This is a genomic window from Mesorhizobium sp. M0618, assembly GCF_040320765.1.
Taxonomy (GTDB): Bacteria; Pseudomonadota; Alphaproteobacteria; order Rhizobiales; family Rhizobiaceae; genus Mesorhizobium.
Genome location: NZ_JAMYQH010000009.1, coordinates 98,557 through 111,912, shown reverse-complemented (window position 1 = coordinate 111,912; position 13,356 = coordinate 98,557). Strand labels below are relative to the sequence as shown.

The 13,356-nt window shown below is 61.2% G+C and carries 18 protein-coding genes; 10 read left to right on the top strand and 8 right to left on the bottom strand.

Annotated elements, in window-relative coordinates; genetic code table 11:
• Positions 1-74: 74 nt before the first annotated feature.
• Complete coding sequence (locus NKJ04_RS12335; RefSeq protein ID WP_127292248.1) at positions 75-860, bottom strand: SDR family NAD(P)-dependent oxidoreductase; 786 nt, start codon at positions 858-860, stop codon at positions 75-77.
• A gap of 330 nt (positions 861-1,190) precedes the next feature.
• Here NKJ04_RS12335 and NKJ04_RS12330 point away from each other — a divergent pair, with 330 nt between their 5' ends.
• The 8 genes from NKJ04_RS12330 (at position 1,191) to NKJ04_RS12295 (ending at position 4,734) form a co-directional block, all read left to right on the top strand.
• On the top strand, positions 1,191-1,457 hold the full coding sequence (locus NKJ04_RS12330; protein WP_063170162.1) for a hypothetical protein: 267 nt from the start codon (positions 1,191-1,193) through the stop codon (positions 1,455-1,457).
• A gap of 14 nt (positions 1,458-1,471) precedes the next feature.
• Complete coding sequence (locus NKJ04_RS12325; protein ID WP_352675183.1) at positions 1,472-1,672, top strand: hypothetical protein; 201 nt, start codon at positions 1,472-1,474, stop codon at positions 1,670-1,672.
• Between the two features lie 4 nt (positions 1,673-1,676).
• Positions 1,677-1,895, top strand: a complete 219-nt coding sequence (locus tag NKJ04_RS12320; RefSeq protein WP_352441966.1) for a hypothetical protein — start codon at positions 1,677-1,679, stop codon at positions 1,893-1,895.
• An 84-nt stretch (positions 1,896-1,979) separates the two neighbouring features.
• Entirely contained in the window at positions 1,980-2,210 is a 231-nt protein-coding gene (locus NKJ04_RS12315) for a hypothetical protein (RefSeq protein WP_031212583.1), read from the top strand.
• A 157-nt stretch (positions 2,211-2,367) separates the two neighbouring features.
• Entirely contained in the window at positions 2,368-2,823 is a 456-nt protein-coding gene (locus tag NKJ04_RS12310; protein WP_352551570.1) for a hypothetical protein, read from the top strand.
• On the top strand, positions 2,820-4,040 hold the full coding sequence (locus tag NKJ04_RS12305; protein WP_352675180.1) for an NRAMP family divalent metal transporter: 1,221 nt from the start codon (positions 2,820-2,822) through the stop codon (positions 4,038-4,040). Before NKJ04_RS12310 ends, NKJ04_RS12305 begins: the two co-directional genes overlap by 4 nt.
• The gene (locus tag NKJ04_RS12300; protein WP_352551665.1) at positions 4,040-4,399 is read left to right on the top strand and encodes a hypothetical protein; all 360 of its coding nucleotides are present in this window, start codon (positions 4,040-4,042) and stop codon (positions 4,397-4,399) included. Before NKJ04_RS12305 ends, NKJ04_RS12300 begins: the two co-directional genes overlap by 1 nt.
• 2 nt (positions 4,400-4,401) lie before the next feature.
• On the top strand, positions 4,402-4,734 hold the full coding sequence (locus NKJ04_RS12295) for a hypothetical protein (protein WP_352675178.1): 333 nt from the start codon (positions 4,402-4,404) through the stop codon (positions 4,732-4,734).
• Positions 4,735-4,765: 31 nt separating this feature from the next.
• Here the strand turns inward: NKJ04_RS12295 and NKJ04_RS12290 are convergent, their stop codons facing one another.
• Complete coding sequence (locus NKJ04_RS12290) at positions 4,766-5,092, bottom strand: hypothetical protein (protein WP_352675176.1); 327 nt, start codon at positions 5,090-5,092, stop codon at positions 4,766-4,768.
• A 353-nt stretch (positions 5,093-5,445) separates the two neighbouring features.
• A complete protein-coding gene (locus NKJ04_RS12285; RefSeq protein ID WP_352675173.1) occupies positions 5,446-5,877 on the bottom strand; it encodes a GNAT family N-acetyltransferase in 432 nt (143 codons plus the stop codon).
• A 231-nt stretch (positions 5,878-6,108) separates the two neighbouring features.
• Here NKJ04_RS12285 and NKJ04_RS12280 point away from each other — a divergent pair, with 231 nt between their 5' ends.
• Positions 6,109-6,306 (top strand): hypothetical protein, encoded by a 198-nt coding sequence (locus NKJ04_RS12280; protein WP_352675170.1) that lies wholly within the window; start codon positions 6,109-6,111, stop codon positions 6,304-6,306.
• A 126-nt stretch (positions 6,307-6,432) separates the two neighbouring features.
• On the opposite strand, the gene NKJ04_RS12275 is transcribed toward NKJ04_RS12280, so the two are convergent.
• Positions 6,433-6,951, bottom strand: coding sequence for a YciE/YciF ferroxidase family protein (locus tag NKJ04_RS12275; RefSeq protein WP_013530428.1), 519 nt, complete (start codon positions 6,949-6,951; stop codon positions 6,433-6,435).
• Positions 6,952-7,389: 438 nt separating this feature from the next.
• Between NKJ04_RS12275 and NKJ04_RS12270 the strand changes: the two genes are divergently transcribed.
• On the top strand, positions 7,390-8,952 hold the full coding sequence (locus NKJ04_RS12270) for a GMC family oxidoreductase (protein WP_352675168.1): 1,563 nt from the start codon (positions 7,390-7,392) through the stop codon (positions 8,950-8,952).
• A gap of 67 nt (positions 8,953-9,019) precedes the next feature.
• On the opposite strand, the gene NKJ04_RS12265 is transcribed toward NKJ04_RS12270, so the two are convergent.
• Genes NKJ04_RS12265 through NKJ04_RS12250 form a run of 4 tightly spaced genes read right to left on the bottom strand, consistent with a single transcriptional unit; the run spans position 9,020 to position 13,356 of the window.
• Positions 9,020-10,546 (bottom strand): aldehyde dehydrogenase family protein, encoded by a 1,527-nt coding sequence (locus tag NKJ04_RS12265; protein ID WP_352675165.1) that lies wholly within the window; start codon positions 10,544-10,546, stop codon positions 9,020-9,022.
• Entirely contained in the window at positions 10,546-11,352 is an 807-nt protein-coding gene (locus NKJ04_RS12260) for a creatininase family protein (protein ID WP_352551562.1), read from the bottom strand. Before NKJ04_RS12260 ends, NKJ04_RS12265 begins: the two co-directional genes overlap by 1 nt.
• The gene (locus NKJ04_RS12255; protein ID WP_023809451.1) at positions 11,349-12,323 is read right to left on the bottom strand and encodes an ABC transporter permease; all 975 of its coding nucleotides are present in this window, start codon (positions 12,321-12,323) and stop codon (positions 11,349-11,351) included. Before NKJ04_RS12255 ends, NKJ04_RS12260 begins: the two co-directional genes overlap by 4 nt.
• A 10-nt stretch (positions 12,324-12,333) precedes the next feature.
• A complete protein-coding gene (locus NKJ04_RS12250) occupies positions 12,334-13,356 on the bottom strand; it encodes a Gfo/Idh/MocA family protein (protein WP_352675163.1) in 1,023 nt (340 codons plus the stop codon).

The window sequence follows — 13,356 nt, the reverse complement described above, 5'->3', positions numbered from 1 at the left end:
TGGTGCTCCTGCCTTGGAAGAAGGTCGGCAGAAGAGTCTGCCCGACATTTTGGTTCTGGCGTGAAGGCCGAAGGTCAGCCTTTGGAGGCAGAACCCGGCTCGGCCATCTTGCGGTGCTGTTCGGCCAGCGTGCCTGCCGGCGTCACATGTGCCGCGGCGACCTGCAGCTTGTTCTTCCAGCCGCTGATGACTTGTTCCTCACCGTCCATCATCGCCTCGTAGCCGGCCTCGGCCACATCGGCGGGATTGTCCTTCTCATCGGTGCCGACCTTGGTATCCATCATTTCGGCGCGTTCGAAGAACCGCGTCTGCGTTGCCCCGGGCATCAGCACGGTGACTGTGACTCCTGTGGCCTGCAATTCATGACGCAGTGCGATCGAGAAGGAATCGATGAAAGCCTTGGTGCCGTTGTAGACCGCCTGGAAAGTGCCGGGCATAAAACCAGCGATCGATCCTGTGAAGAGAATGCGGCCTCGGCCGCGGCGTGCCATCCTGGCTCCGAGTTGATGCGCGAGATAGACTGTCCCGGTGATGTTGGTGTCGATGATGCGGCGTACTTTTTTCCAATCCTGATCGACGAAACCACGGCCGAGCCCACGTCCGGCATTCAGGAACAACAGGTCGACATCGCGATCGCCGATCCCGGCGATCAAACGATCGACACCCTCCTCGGTCGCCAGATCGGCCTCGATGGCTTCGACAGTCACACCATGCGAACCGAGCGCCTCAGCTGCCTGCTGGATCGCGGGCTCGTCGGCGGCTAGGATCAGGTGGTAGCCGTCCTTGGCGCACAGTTTGGCGAGTTCCTTCCCAATGCCGCTCGAGGCGCCCGTCACCACGGCCAATTTTTCATTCGTCATCTCGTCCTCCGAGCTTCGCTTCGGCCGAACCACTGTCGGGACGGATTGTTCCGTACGGAGAGGTTGAATGCGTGGCCGTATGCAGGCCGTGACAAGGATTTGTTCTTGAGTTCAATGAACACGCGGCGTGGAGAGGTGGAACAACTCAGGTCCGGGCGAGTTCGATATCATGCAGCATCGTTGCTCCCCTTGTTTGATGCTGCACGATCGGGTCCCCTCAGCCTGATCCGCTCGCGCTTTCTATCGGAAAGCGCGAGCATCTAATCACCTCGACAATCATGTTTTGGAACAACAAACCCGTTCGGCAGTTCGGGGCGCAGGAGGAATAAAATGCAATTCGCCGAAGAAATCGCGCTCAGGCGCGTGAAAATGCTGGTCGAACAATATGTTGTCGCCAGGAGCAGGAGATATGATTTCGTCTCGACGGAACTTGCCTGCAAGGCCATTCGCCAAGTCGTACGAAGTCCGATCGAAGACGCCGAACTGGACCATTTGCTGGCTAGAAGCGCGGTCAAACAGGGGCTTTCGGTGCGGTTCGACCGAATAGGTCATTGGCAGGCGGCTTCGCCCGAACTCAGCCAGGAGAAATCGGCATGAGAGGAGTGCTATTGATGTCAGCGGCATTACTCGCCTTGGCGGGGTGCAACGACAATGCCGATCCGGCCAAGTCCAAGACGGACACTACGAACAGCCAGCCGGTGGACAAGAATCCCACGACGGACACCAACCCGACGCCGCAGACCAGCACCGGCGGCGACCAGCAAGGTACGCAGCCAACGCAGCCCGCATCTCCAAAGCCAAGTGGCGACTAGGCCTATGGAGCGACGCAACGCAATAATCTCGCTGGTGATAGCGGCGGTCATCATTGTCGGTTTCATCGTCGGCTTTTTCTACGTTGACATGGGCTGGCAGACCTCCCCGCTGAAACGTGCGCCGGAGCAGAACCAGGGCGGCAATGCCCCGGCGGACACCGCCCCGGCTGCGGGCGTCCAGAAAAATCCCAGGGAAAACACGGAAATGCCGGGGCAACAGTGATCGACGGCCGGCAGCAACAGGAGAGGGCGACCTCGCGGTGACCCTGCCGAACTGAGTTCAATACAGCACCGATCTGGAGTGTGGATGATGGGCATCCTTTCCGACCTCGACAAGAAGCTGACGGACAATATGTACGAGCATGGCAGCGAATTCACCGATGCGGTTTCGGATCTGCCGGAAGCAGTCGTGGAAGCGGTCGAACGGCTGATGTTTTTCATCCAGCCCGACGCGCGCGATACAGTCAGAACTCAGGTTCTCGGCCTCATTCACGAATACAGAATCCAAGACGCGCCGAACGGGGATCGCCCCGCCTGACCTTCAGCTTACGCTGATGCGGCAATTGAAACCGATCGGGACCTGGCTCGCCGCCTCGTGCTCCGGATCGGCGGGCGCGGTCGTTGACGGACCCGACGAGTGCTCTAGATCAGATTTACGCCGGCCACGGTTTTGTTGGGTCGGGGGAGACTATTCGGTGGCGCACCAAACGCCTGATTTGATCGTTAGACGCCGCTATCTCAGGCACGACTGCCTGTGCTTGCTGTTGCTGATGTTGTCGGCATGCTCATCTTCCGATCAGATCGAGCAGCAATCACGAACAGCGGCCTCCGCATCGCAGACCGTGTTGATGGCGCTGGACGCCTGGGCGGCAGGGGCGGCGCCGACCGCATACACGGTGGGTACGCTGCAATCGATCGGCGAGACGCTTACCGACGCCGGGGCGCAAATCCGGTCCGCGCAAACCAGTGAACCCGCCGAGCAAGCTTCACTGACAAAGGCAGTCTACGATTTGTCGGTCGCGGTGGCGCGTGCAGAGGCCGGATTGCAGGCGGGCGACCGGCCGGAAGTCCAAGACGCGCAACAGGATCTACGGCTGGCGTCGCGTTCGCTCGCTACCGCCTACGCCAAGTATTTCGCGCCGAAGCCATGAAGAAGCTCATGGAAATATCCCTCGGCGTCGTCACCAGCGTCGGCGGCTTCCTCGAAGTTGGGTCCATGGCGACGGCGGCGCAGGCAGGCGCGATGTTTGGCTTCCAGTTGATCTGGGCGGTGGTGCTAGGCACCATCTGCATCATCTTCCTTGTCGAAATGTCCGGCCGGTTCGCGGCCGTGAGCCATCACACGATCTCCGACGGCATCCGCGAGAGATTCGGCTTCAACGTCTTTCTATGGCCGTTGCTGGCCGCCCTGCTGGTCAATTTCCTGGTGCTGTCCGCCGAGATCGGCGGCGTCGCCATTGCGCTCGAATTTGCCACCGGCATAGGCTTCCAGTGGTGGGCACTGCCGGTGGCTTTGCTGGCGTGGCTGCTGCTTTGGAAAGGCACCTTCGGCTTCATCGAGAAGGGCGTATCTATTCTCGGTCTGGTGACGCTGTGTTTCGTCGTCGGAGCGGTGATGCTGAGACCCGATTGGACGGCAGTCGCAAGGGGCGCCGTGCCTTCGCTGCCGGTCCACGATGCCGCCAATTACTGGTTCATGGCGGTCAGCATTCTCGGCGCCTCGATATCGCCCTACCTCTTCATGTTCTATTCCTCGGGGGCCATCGAGGACCGGTGGGACAAAAGCTATCTCGGAGCCAATCGGGCCATAGCGGGGTTGGGCATGACTTTCGGGGGGACCATCTCGATCGGCGTGTTGATCGTGGCCGCTCTCGTGCTCGCCACGCATGGCGTCACCCAGGTGGATGACTATCACCAATTGCCGTTGATGCTGATCCCCATATTCGGCTTCTGGGGCTTCGTGCTGTTTGTTGCCTCCCTCGCCATTGCCTGCTTCGGCGCCGCACTAGAGGTCGGGTTGCAACAGGCCTATCTTGTGGCCCAGGGTTTCGGCTGGAATTGGGGCGAGGATCGCAAGCCGCGCGACGATCCGGGTTTCAGCGCCACCTACACGATATCATTGCTTTTGGCGGCTATTCCCATCGCGCTTGGTCTCGATCCGTTGAGGCTCACCATCTTCTCCATGGCGCTGACGGCAGCCAGCCTGCCGCTGACGGTCGTTCCTTTCCTGTTTCTGCTGAACGACAAACGTTATGTTGGCGAGCATCGCAATGGCTTTTTGTCGAATGCCGCCGTCATCTTCATCATCGCGCTTGGCTTCGTACTGGCGGTGGTGACCATCCCGCTGCAGATATTCGGAGGCACATGATGAAGTTGCTGCGTGATCTCCTCGACAAGCAGGTGGTCGACCGCGAGCAGATCAAGATCGGCAAGGTCGACGGGCTGGTGGCGGAGTTGCGGCCTGGCAAGCCGCCTCGGATCATTGCCATCGAGCTCGGCTCCATCACCCTGGCACGTCGCCTCGGCGCAGGGCCTGGGCGCTGGATGGCGCGGCTCGCGGTCAAGCTGGGTGGCAAGCAGCATGGCGAACCCCATCGGATCGCCTGGCACAAGGTGAAAGATATCGGCATCGATGTCGAGTTCGACATCGATGTGCGAGAAACGTCGATCTTCGCCTGGCAGGACTGGTTGCGCGACCATGTCATCGGGCGCATTCCGGGAGCTTGATAATGACCACGGTCAATCTCGAGCATCTGGCAGGGCGACGAGTACTCTCGCAGCGCGGCAAGAATGTCGGTTATATCGAGGAGATCCACGCCGAACGGGATGGTGACGATTTCGTCGTCACCGAATTCCATGTCGGGGTCTACGCCGCTTTCGAGCGCCTCTCGGCCTCGGCCATAGGCGTGGCAGTGCTGGATCTTTTCCGATTGCGCCGCCGCGTCGGTCTATATCGCATCCCTTGGAACAAGCTCGACATTTCCGATCCCGCGCGACCGCGGCTGCTGTGCCCAATGACCGAACTCTCAGGCATGAAGGGCGCACCAGACCTCCAGGAATAGGCCGTGGGGTGCTGCATCGTCGGGATCGTTCTCAGCGCAGCATGCTTGCCGCCAGGAAAACCACGGCTGCTGTCAAAACGACAGCTGCAATCACCAACACCGGCCAATTGCCGCCGGGCCGCAGTTCCGGCTCGCCTTCGACCGGGCGCATGGCATTGGCAAAGCTGGCATCGTTTTTGAATTCTGGTCGAGTGCGCGGCGGACCTGTCCCAGCGACCGGATTTTGTGTGTCCGCGGCCTCTGCGTCTGTCTCAAGCGGGGCAATGGCGGGATCGAACCCCGGCGTCTTGTCCTGCGTCGCTCCTGCCTGAACTTCGCCTCTGGCCGCGGCAGGGGTCGGACTTGAAACCTTGGCCATGATTTCTCCCTTTCAACCACGCCCTGGCAGACTTGCACTTGTGAGCGCGGCGAGAGCAAAGCTTGCGTGCGCCGGAGCGGCCTACCACTGTCGATTTGCTCGCCATGCGGTCCCTCGTAGCGCACGCCAAACTTCTGCCGCCGCCGATTTGTTCCAAGCAGCAACACCCACGGCCTGAGTCGGTTCACACGAGGCTGTGTCGCTCAAGAATTTGGCTGTGGAGCATGGCGTCGCAAATTGGCGTTAGATCAGCCTTGGCAGATCCTATGAACAGTCACTGCTCGCTGCGGGAAAATGAACCGACCCGTCGCTGCCTCGCGATTGAGGCCATGACGGCAGGTTCGCGATCAATGTCACAGCAGATCTTTCCGAAGGAAGATGCGGGCATGTCCAGGGATCCCGAATTCGACTTTGCCAAATTCCCCGAAACCATGGCGCATGTAGAATACCGGTGCCTGGAAACTGCTCGTCTCCACGACGGCCTTCTTACAGCCACGCCGGATGGCTTCTTCCTCGACAGTCCTGAGAAGTTGTGAGCCAAAGGATTGGCCACGCAACTGCTCAGGCAGGAAGAACATGTCGAGAAACAGGAGCCCGAGCTCCGTTCTGCCCCAAAGCCCGCCCCAGACTCTTCCTGAGTGGTCGCAAAGCTCCGCTCCGATGACAGCTCGGTCGTCGATCCCGGTCTGTGCGATGTTGTATTGATAGAGCGCTGCGGCGGCCCGCGCTCTATCATCCTCGCTATACGTCAAAGCGGTTGTAAATCTCTCGGATCGGAATGACATGCATTTTCCTCCTGGGTGGGCACAGGCATGAGACCCGCCGGCAACGTCGGTCACGGCCAAGATGAACTCGTTGCCAACGCCAAGAAATAAATCCGACAGCCATCTCAGGCGCCTTCGAACGCCGCGGGCTTTGTGGTCTTCACAAAATGTTACGTGAGGGAACGTTCGCGCCTGACTCTTCTTAGGCAATCGAGGCGGTTGTCGCCTCGTGGATTTTGAAGGAGAAGAAGAATGCCCAATCAAGGTGGTAGTCACGAACAGCATGTGAAGGCAGGCCAGCAGAGCCACAAGAACGCCGACAATAAAAACCGTCAGCAACAGCAGGCCGCTGGTGGTGGTCAACGGCAGCAGGGCGATGGATCCGGCATTCGTGGTGGAACCCACGAACAGCACGTGAAAGCTGGCGAACAAAGCCACAAGAACCGCTGATCGCGGTTGATTTCAGCAGACCCACCCCGAAGTATCGGGGTGGGTCTGATTGCATCTGAAGGGGTACCGACGAAGAGGCCGGGTCGCGAAGTCGCCCCGGCGGCTTTGGCGCCGGGGCACAACCAGTCAGGCAGCTTGCTCCAGGGCGCGCTCATTGACACCGCCTTCGCCCAGCCCGGAAAGCGCTTCGTCCGTCGCGACCTCCTCTTTCAATGTCTCGTTGAGGAGCTTGACCACGTCGCTCTTGCCAAGCTGTTCAGCCCACGCGACCAACGTGCCATAGCGCGCGATTTCATAATGCTCGACGGCCTGTGCCGCGCCGACCAACCCTGCATCCAGCGCCGGGTCACCCTTGTATTCGTCGAGAATTTCCGACCCTTCCTCAAGAATGCCGTCGATCGCCGGACAGGTCTTGCCGCGGGCCGGTTTGTCCATAAGTTCGAATACTTGCTCGAGCCGATCGACCTGGCCTTCGGTTTCCATGCGATGTTTCTCAAAGGCCGCGGCCACCTCCTCGGATTCGGCGCCCTTTGCCATCTTCGGCAAGGCTTTGAGTATCTTCTTTTCAGCGTAGTAAATGTCCTTCAGCCCATCGAGGAACAAAGCCTCCAGTCCCTTTGTCGTCGCTCTTTTTGCAGTCGCCATGATTTGTCTCCCTTGGATTGTCGTGAAAGCTCACCGGCGGTGTAGCCATGGACTAACTTTCCATGGAAGCAGTTGTTCCCTGGGCGCGACTCGGAAGGGCAGCACGCCAAACACCGCTTTTGTCGAAAACCGATCGCTGTCAAAAGGCGATGGATGATGACGTGTGAGAACCGCCGGCAGGGGACGGAGAGCACCGGGGTTCGTCGCGGGATGTGGAGCAGATGGTGAAAAGAAACCCTTCCGATGGGTTCATATACGAAATCATATTTACATATAAAACAAATCATGATGATCTTGCAGTCGTGCAACGCGGCTAAGGTGGTTGGTTCCGGCGTACATCGCTGAGCCTGAATGCCAGCAGATGATCGTGCACAAATGAAATCAACATGATGTCGCGGTCGAGTCAGCCGTGCATTGATCGGATGTAGGGAGTGCGGCATGCCCTTTGATGTCATCGTTGTCGGAGCCGGCGCAGCCGGGGCTGTTCTTGCCGCCCGGCTAACCGAGGATGCAGCCACGAACGTGCTTTTGCTGGAAGCGGGGCCGGACTACCGGAGCGGCGAGCAACCTGCCGAGATGACGAGCCCAAATCCCTTCAACCTGCTGCTTCCCGATCATTTTCAGCAGCAATACATGTATCCCGACCTGATGGCTCGCCGCACGAAGCGGCAGGAGCATCGGGTCTACTGGCGCGGCAAGGGGCTTGGCGGTTCGACGGCCGTCAATGGGCAGATTGCCATTCGCGGCGTGCTCCATGCATTCGACCGCTGGGAGGAAATCGGATGCAAGGGCTGGTCGGGAGCGGATGTGCTGCCCTTCTTCTGCCGCCTGGAGGACGACCCGATCGCGGCCAATTTTCACGGCAGCGGCGGCCCGATTCCGATCTACCGCGCGCCTGTCGAAAGCTGGGGAAGCGTCGACAAGGCCATGCGCCAAAGCGCGATGGCTCTCGGCCATCCCTGGCATGACGATCTCAATGCTCCGGATGCCGAAGGGGCTTGCACCTATCCCATCAACAGTCGAGCCGGCAAGCGCGTGTCGGTCAATGACGGCTATCTGGAAGCTGCCCGCGACCGGCCGAACCTCACCATCATCGGGCAGGCGACGGTGGACAAGGTGCTTTTCGATGGCAAGAAAGCGATCGGCGTTTTGGCCATCGTGGCCGGTCAGGTTCGCAAATTCGAGACGCCGCTGGTTATCGTCTCGGCCGGCGCCATCCACTCTCCGGCCATCCTGCAGCGCTCGGGCATCGGTCCGGCGGCTCTCTTGAAACGAAAGGACATCGAGGTGCTTGCCGACCTGCCGGTCGGCGAAGGTTTCTTCGACCATCCTTATTGCCGCATCGAACTGAAGCTGAAGCCGGAATTCAAGGCGACCGATGTCGACGCGCGGCATACCAACTGCTGTGTGCGGATGAGTTCCGGCGTGCCGGGTGCCGAGCGCGACGACATTCTCTACGTCGCCATGAACCATGGCGGTATCGGCGTGGAGTCCGACAGCGCCCAGTTCGGCGAGGCCATGGTCAATCTGATCCTGATGGAGGCCAAGAGCCGCGGCACCGTGCAACTGCGTTCCGCCAACCCTTTCGACCAGCCGATCGTGGAAGAGAACATGCTGGACGATCCAATGGATCTCCAGCGCATGCGTATCGCCTATCGCCACCTTGGCGAGATTGCCCGGCAGGCGCCGATCCAGGCGATCGCCGAGCGCGTCCTGCTGGGGGATTCCGATCTGCCTTTGTCATGGCTCGAAACGGCAAGCGACGAGGAGGTCGACAATTTCCTGCTGGCGCAGTCTTCCGATGCGCAGCATGGGATCGGAGGCTGTTGCATGGGGGGGCCCGGCGAGGCCGTGGTCGATCCGGAATGCCGGGTCTACGGTTTGGAAGGATTGCGGGTTATCGATGCGTCGATCATGCCGCTCGATTGCCAGGCAAACACCAATCTCACCTCGATCATGATTGGCGAGAAAATGGCCGACAGCCTGCGCCGGTCCACCTGACAGCTCTCTGCCGAACTGCATATGGTCGCGAGGGCAGGCCCGCGCAAAAAGGCGCGGGCCTTGAATGTCAGCGAGTGACATCCACGGTAATCGTCTTCAGGTCGCACATTTCCATCAGCGTGTGCCGCCCACCGGTGCGACCGAGGCCGCTCTGCGTCCCGGCGGCGCCGCCGGCAGGAATATGCGGCTCCCAATAGCAGCTCATCTCGTTGATGTTGACGATGCCGACCTTCAGGCTTTCAGCAAAGGCAAAGGCGTTCTTGATGGTGCTGGTGAAGACCGCGGCCGACAGGCCGTAGGGGCTGGACGCCGCAAGTTCCATCGCCTCCCCGTCGGTCTCGAAGGTCAACACGGGTGCGATCGGCCCGAAGGATTCCTCGACATTGAGCAGGCTTTCCCGGGTCAGTCCTGTGACGATCGACGGCTCGAAATAGAGATTGGTGGCAAAGCCCGCTGCCACATTGCCGCCGGTGACGATCTCGGCGCCGCGCGCGCGGGCGTCCGCGATGTGGCTGAGCACCTTGTCGACGGCCACCGCATTGTTGATCGGACCCATCGTCGTCGCGGGATCGAAAGGGTCGCCCATTTTCACCTTCGCGGCCGCTTTCACGAGACCTTCGATGAAACGGTCATGGACGGATTTATGCACCAGCACGCGTTCGGTGGCCGTGCAGATCTGCCCGGCATTGGCAAAGCAGCCGGCCCAGACCTGGGCGGCAGCCATGTCGATATCGGCATCGGCCAGCACGATGGTCGGACCGTTGCCGCCCATTTCGAGCAGAAGCGGCTTGCCCGCGCCACGCCGGGCGATCGTCGCGCCGGTGGCGGAACTGCCGGTGAAGCCGATGGCATGGGTGCCCGGATGAACGACCGCCTCGTCGCCCACCTCTGCACCGTCACCCAGAACGAGATTGATGGCGCCGTCCGGCAGGCCCGCCTCGATGAAGCATTCGACAAGTGCAGTGGCAATCAGCGACGTCGTCGGCGCGGGCACCCAGACGACGGTGTTGCCCGTTGCGACGGCCGGTCCGAGATAGTAGAGGCAGGGCAGGGCGAGCGGGAAATTCCAGGGTGTGATGATGGCAAAGACGCCCTTCGGCTGCAGGAAGCTGAAGGCGCGCTTGTTGGCATCGGCAAGCGGAAACGCCGCCGTCTCCAGCCACTTCATCTGTTCTGCCGCATTGCGGAAGCCGAGAGCCGCCGCCGACGCTTCGGCCTTTGCTTCGCTGTGGAACGGCTTACCCTGTTCCAGGCAGAGCAGGCGCGCAAGCTCCTCGGCGCGCCTGTCGATCGCGTCGGCAATGCGCATGCATAGTTGAGCGCGCGCGAAGGTTCCCATCTTGCGCATGGTCTCGCGTGCGCCTTCGGCGGCTTTCACCGCGCGACCGACATCGGCGCGGGTGGAAAGGGAGAGATAGCCGAGATGCTCGCCCGTCGAAGGACTGTCGATTTTCAGGAATTTGCCCGAGCTGCCGGCAATCCACTCGCCGCCGATGCGGTTGATGCCGATGCGGGCGGCTGCTTCCGGCTCCGAGACGATCGCCATGCCGCGCAGGTTGGGGCCTTCGAGAGAAGATTTGAAATGGACTGTCATCATGCGTTCCTTTGGCCGAATTCGGATTGGATGTTCAAAATGGCGGCACGGCTGCGCTCCACGGCTGCGATGAAAAGTCTGCTGCCGGCCTCTGCGCTCGCCTCCGATGGCGTGCCGATGACGCCGTTGTCGCGGATGGCTTCGAAACGGCGCCAGACGGTGACGGCCGGCGCGGCGTAAAGGTGAGGATCCGGCCAGGATGGCGAAGTGCCGCCTGGCGGGATGAGATCGCGGCGAACGCTGTCGCCAAGCACATGCATCATCAACGAGGTTTCAAGCGCGCAAGCGTGACCGGTGCCCGTGGCGGCATCGGGCAGGGCCTCCGCCGCCACGTCGGCGATGAGATCGAAATACGAGAAACCCGCGGTGACGATGCCACGCTGGCCAAGGGTGGTGATCGCCACCTGGATCGCGGCGCGGTTTCCGCCATGGCCGTTCAGCATGACCGGCAGGAAGCCGTCTTCGGCAAGGCAGGTGCAGAGATCGACGAGCACGGCGATGAAGGTCCGTGGACTGAGGCTCATCGTGCCGGAGAAGGAGCGATGATGCTCGGACGAGCCATAGGCGAAAGGTTCGGCGACACGCATGGAAGCCTGTCCTTCCGCCGCGGCGAGAGCGACTGCTTCCGCAAGCCAGCAATCGACGCCGAGAGGCAGATGCGGGCCATGTTGCTCGACAGCCCCGAGCGGCAGAATGACGACGGGTTTATGCACGCCGGCTGTCGCGTGTCTTTCCGTATCCGGCGAGGTCATCAGCGCAAAGCTGGACCTGGGCGGGATCGGCAAGGCCGGAACTGGCTCGCTCATCGTGCTGCCTCGACGAGCCGCGCCTTGGCGTAAGTCATGCCGGAATCGGCCAGGAGAGCGACCATGATGATTGCACCCTTGTAGAGTTCGAGGCTGGAAGGATCCGTGCCGAATACCCGAAGCGCAGTTGTCAGCAGACTGACGATCAGGGCGCCGACGACCGCCCCCCACACCGTTCCCCGTCCGCCGAAGATACTGGTGCCTCCAAGCACGGCAGCGGCGATCGCGTCCAGAAGCAGCGAGGTACCGCCGATATTGGGCGTCACGACAGGCACCCGGCTGATCATGATCACGGCCGTCAGGAAGACGAAGATGCTGGAGGCGCAATAGACGAGGATCGTGTGTTTCGTCACCGGGATGCCGGCAAGTTCCGCGGCTCCGGCATCCGACCCGAGCGCATAGGTACGCAGCCCGAAACGGCTGTGCCGCATCAGGATTGCTGCTACGGCAACGATCAGGAGCGTTGCGAAGATGACATTGGGAATGCCAAAGCTGCGCTCAATGCCGACCGCGCGAAGCGTCGGATCCTTCAGCATCAGGACGCCTTTGGAGGCAACGGCAAGCGTTGCGCCCTGCAGCGCGACCATTGTGGCCAGTGTCGTCACGAAGGGCGGTATCTTCAACAGTGCGATAACGGCGCCGTTCGCGAGGCCGATCACCACCATCACGGCAAAGCCGACGAGCAAGGCAAGCGGCAGGCCGGCGCCGCCGTCGATCAGGCTGGCGATGAAGACGGCGCAGAAGGCGACGCCGACGCCGGCGGACAGGTCGATGCCCGCCGTCAGCAGAACGATCAGAGCCCCAAGCGCCAGGATGGCGATCGGGGTCGCCTGGGCGACGATGTTGATGAGGCTGGCGGTTGAAACGATGCGGGCGTCGATGAGCGCGAAGATCGCCAGCAGGATGACCAGCAGGATCAACGGCGAGAGGTCGAGAAAGCGCCTGCACCAGATGTTCTGTTGGCGGGTCATGAGGGTTCTCTCATCGGATGTGCCAGTCTTCGACCGGTTCGCGCAGGCCTGATTTGACGCTGCGCAGGATTGCATCATTGACGGCGACGGCGCGCAGGGCGTCGTTAACCGGCATCACGAAAGGGGTATCGTCGCGAACCGCCGAAATGAAATGGTGGACCTCCTCGAAGAGATCCCCGGTGATACGGCCATTGACGGTCGGCCAGTGCAGGGCGTCGGGTTGCGACCACTGTCCATGCGACAGGATGCGTAGACCGTGGTCGCGCACGTCGAGGTCGATCATGCCTTCGGTGCCGATGATTTCCGTGCGTGCCCAGATGCCGGTCGGAACGGTCGGTGGCAGCGTCCAGCCGAAATAGAGCTGTCCGCTCATTCCGTTCGACAACTCGACGGTGGAGAAGATCGCATCTTCGGATCTAACTCCGAGCGAAGGCATGAGCTTGGCGACCGGGCGGGAGTAGACGGCGATGATGTCCGAACCTGAGATCCATTGCAGCGCATCCACGTCGTGCACGCCGAGGTAGAAGCAGACGCTCGAATTTCCGTTCATGCGAAGACCGACTTCGCGATTGGTGAAACGGCCGCTGCTGCCGTGGATCGGCTCGCCGATCCGCCCGGATTTCACCGCTGCCGCGGCCTCGCAATAGCGCGGGTCGAACCGCAGGATGTGGCCGACCAACAGGCGCGCGCCGTTTCTCTCCGCCGCTCTAACAATCGCCTTGGCAGCGGAAAGATCGTGAGCCATCGGTTTTTCGAGCAGCACCGGCTTGCCGGCATCGAGCAGCGTGCGGCAGACGTCTTCATGCAGCGTGTCGGGTGCCGCCACGATATAGGCGTCGGCGGCATTGGCGGCCAGCGCTGTGGCGGCATCGCGGAAATGCCGGGCACCGAAATCGGACGCGGCCTTGCTCCCCGTGGCAGCATTCGGATCAAGGAATGCCGACAGTTCCGCGACAGGGCTCGCGGCAACCACCTGCGCATGCAGGAGACCCATGTAGCCGGCACCGACGATGGCGATTTTCAGCTTGCTCAA

What these genes read in the sequence shown, in the direction of transcription:
- NKJ04_RS12335 (WP_127292248.1), bottom strand. Translation starts at nt 860, where the DNA reads ATGACGAATGAAAAATTGGCCGTGGTGACGGGCGCCTCGAGCGGCATT.
- NKJ04_RS12330 (WP_063170162.1), top strand. Translation starts at nt 1,191, where the DNA reads ATGCAATTCGCCGAAGAAATCGCGCTCAGGCGCGTGAAAATGCTGGTC.
- NKJ04_RS12325 (WP_352675183.1), top strand. Translation starts at nt 1,472, where the DNA reads ATGTCAGCGGCATTACTCGCCTTGGCGGGGTGCAACGACAATGCCGAT.
- NKJ04_RS12320 (WP_352441966.1), top strand. Translation starts at nt 1,677, where the DNA reads ATGGAGCGACGCAACGCAATAATCTCGCTGGTGATAGCGGCGGTCATC.
- NKJ04_RS12315 (WP_031212583.1), top strand. Translation starts at nt 1,980, where the DNA reads ATGATGGGCATCCTTTCCGACCTCGACAAGAAGCTGACGGACAATATG.
- NKJ04_RS12305 (WP_352675180.1), top strand. Translation starts at nt 2,820, where the DNA reads ATGAAGAAGCTCATGGAAATATCCCTCGGCGTCGTCACCAGCGTCGGC.
- NKJ04_RS12300 (WP_352551665.1), top strand. Translation starts at nt 4,040, where the DNA reads ATGAAGTTGCTGCGTGATCTCCTCGACAAGCAGGTGGTCGACCGCGAG.
- NKJ04_RS12295 (WP_352675178.1), top strand. Translation starts at nt 4,402, where the DNA reads ATGACCACGGTCAATCTCGAGCATCTGGCAGGGCGACGAGTACTCTCG.
- NKJ04_RS12290 (WP_352675176.1), bottom strand. Translation starts at nt 5,092, where the DNA reads ATGGCCAAGGTTTCAAGTCCGACCCCTGCCGCGGCCAGAGGCGAAGTT.
- NKJ04_RS12285 (WP_352675173.1), bottom strand. Translation starts at nt 5,877, where the DNA reads ATGTCATTCCGATCCGAGAGATTTACAACCGCTTTGACGTATAGCGAG.
- NKJ04_RS12280 (WP_352675170.1), top strand. Translation starts at nt 6,109, where the DNA reads ATGCCCAATCAAGGTGGTAGTCACGAACAGCATGTGAAGGCAGGCCAG.
- NKJ04_RS12275 (WP_013530428.1), bottom strand. Translation starts at nt 6,951, where the DNA reads ATGGCGACTGCAAAAAGAGCGACGACAAAGGGACTGGAGGCTTTGTTC.
- NKJ04_RS12270 (WP_352675168.1), top strand. Translation starts at nt 7,390, where the DNA reads ATGCCCTTTGATGTCATCGTTGTCGGAGCCGGCGCAGCCGGGGCTGTT.
- NKJ04_RS12265 (WP_352675165.1), bottom strand. Translation starts at nt 10,546, where the DNA reads ATGACAGTCCATTTCAAATCTTCTCTCGAAGGCCCCAACCTGCGCGGC.
- NKJ04_RS12260 (WP_352551562.1), bottom strand. Translation starts at nt 11,352, where the DNA reads ATGAGCGAGCCAGTTCCGGCCTTGCCGATCCCGCCCAGGTCCAGCTTT.
- NKJ04_RS12255 (WP_023809451.1), bottom strand. Translation starts at nt 12,323, where the DNA reads ATGACCCGCCAACAGAACATCTGGTGCAGGCGCTTTCTCGACCTCTCG.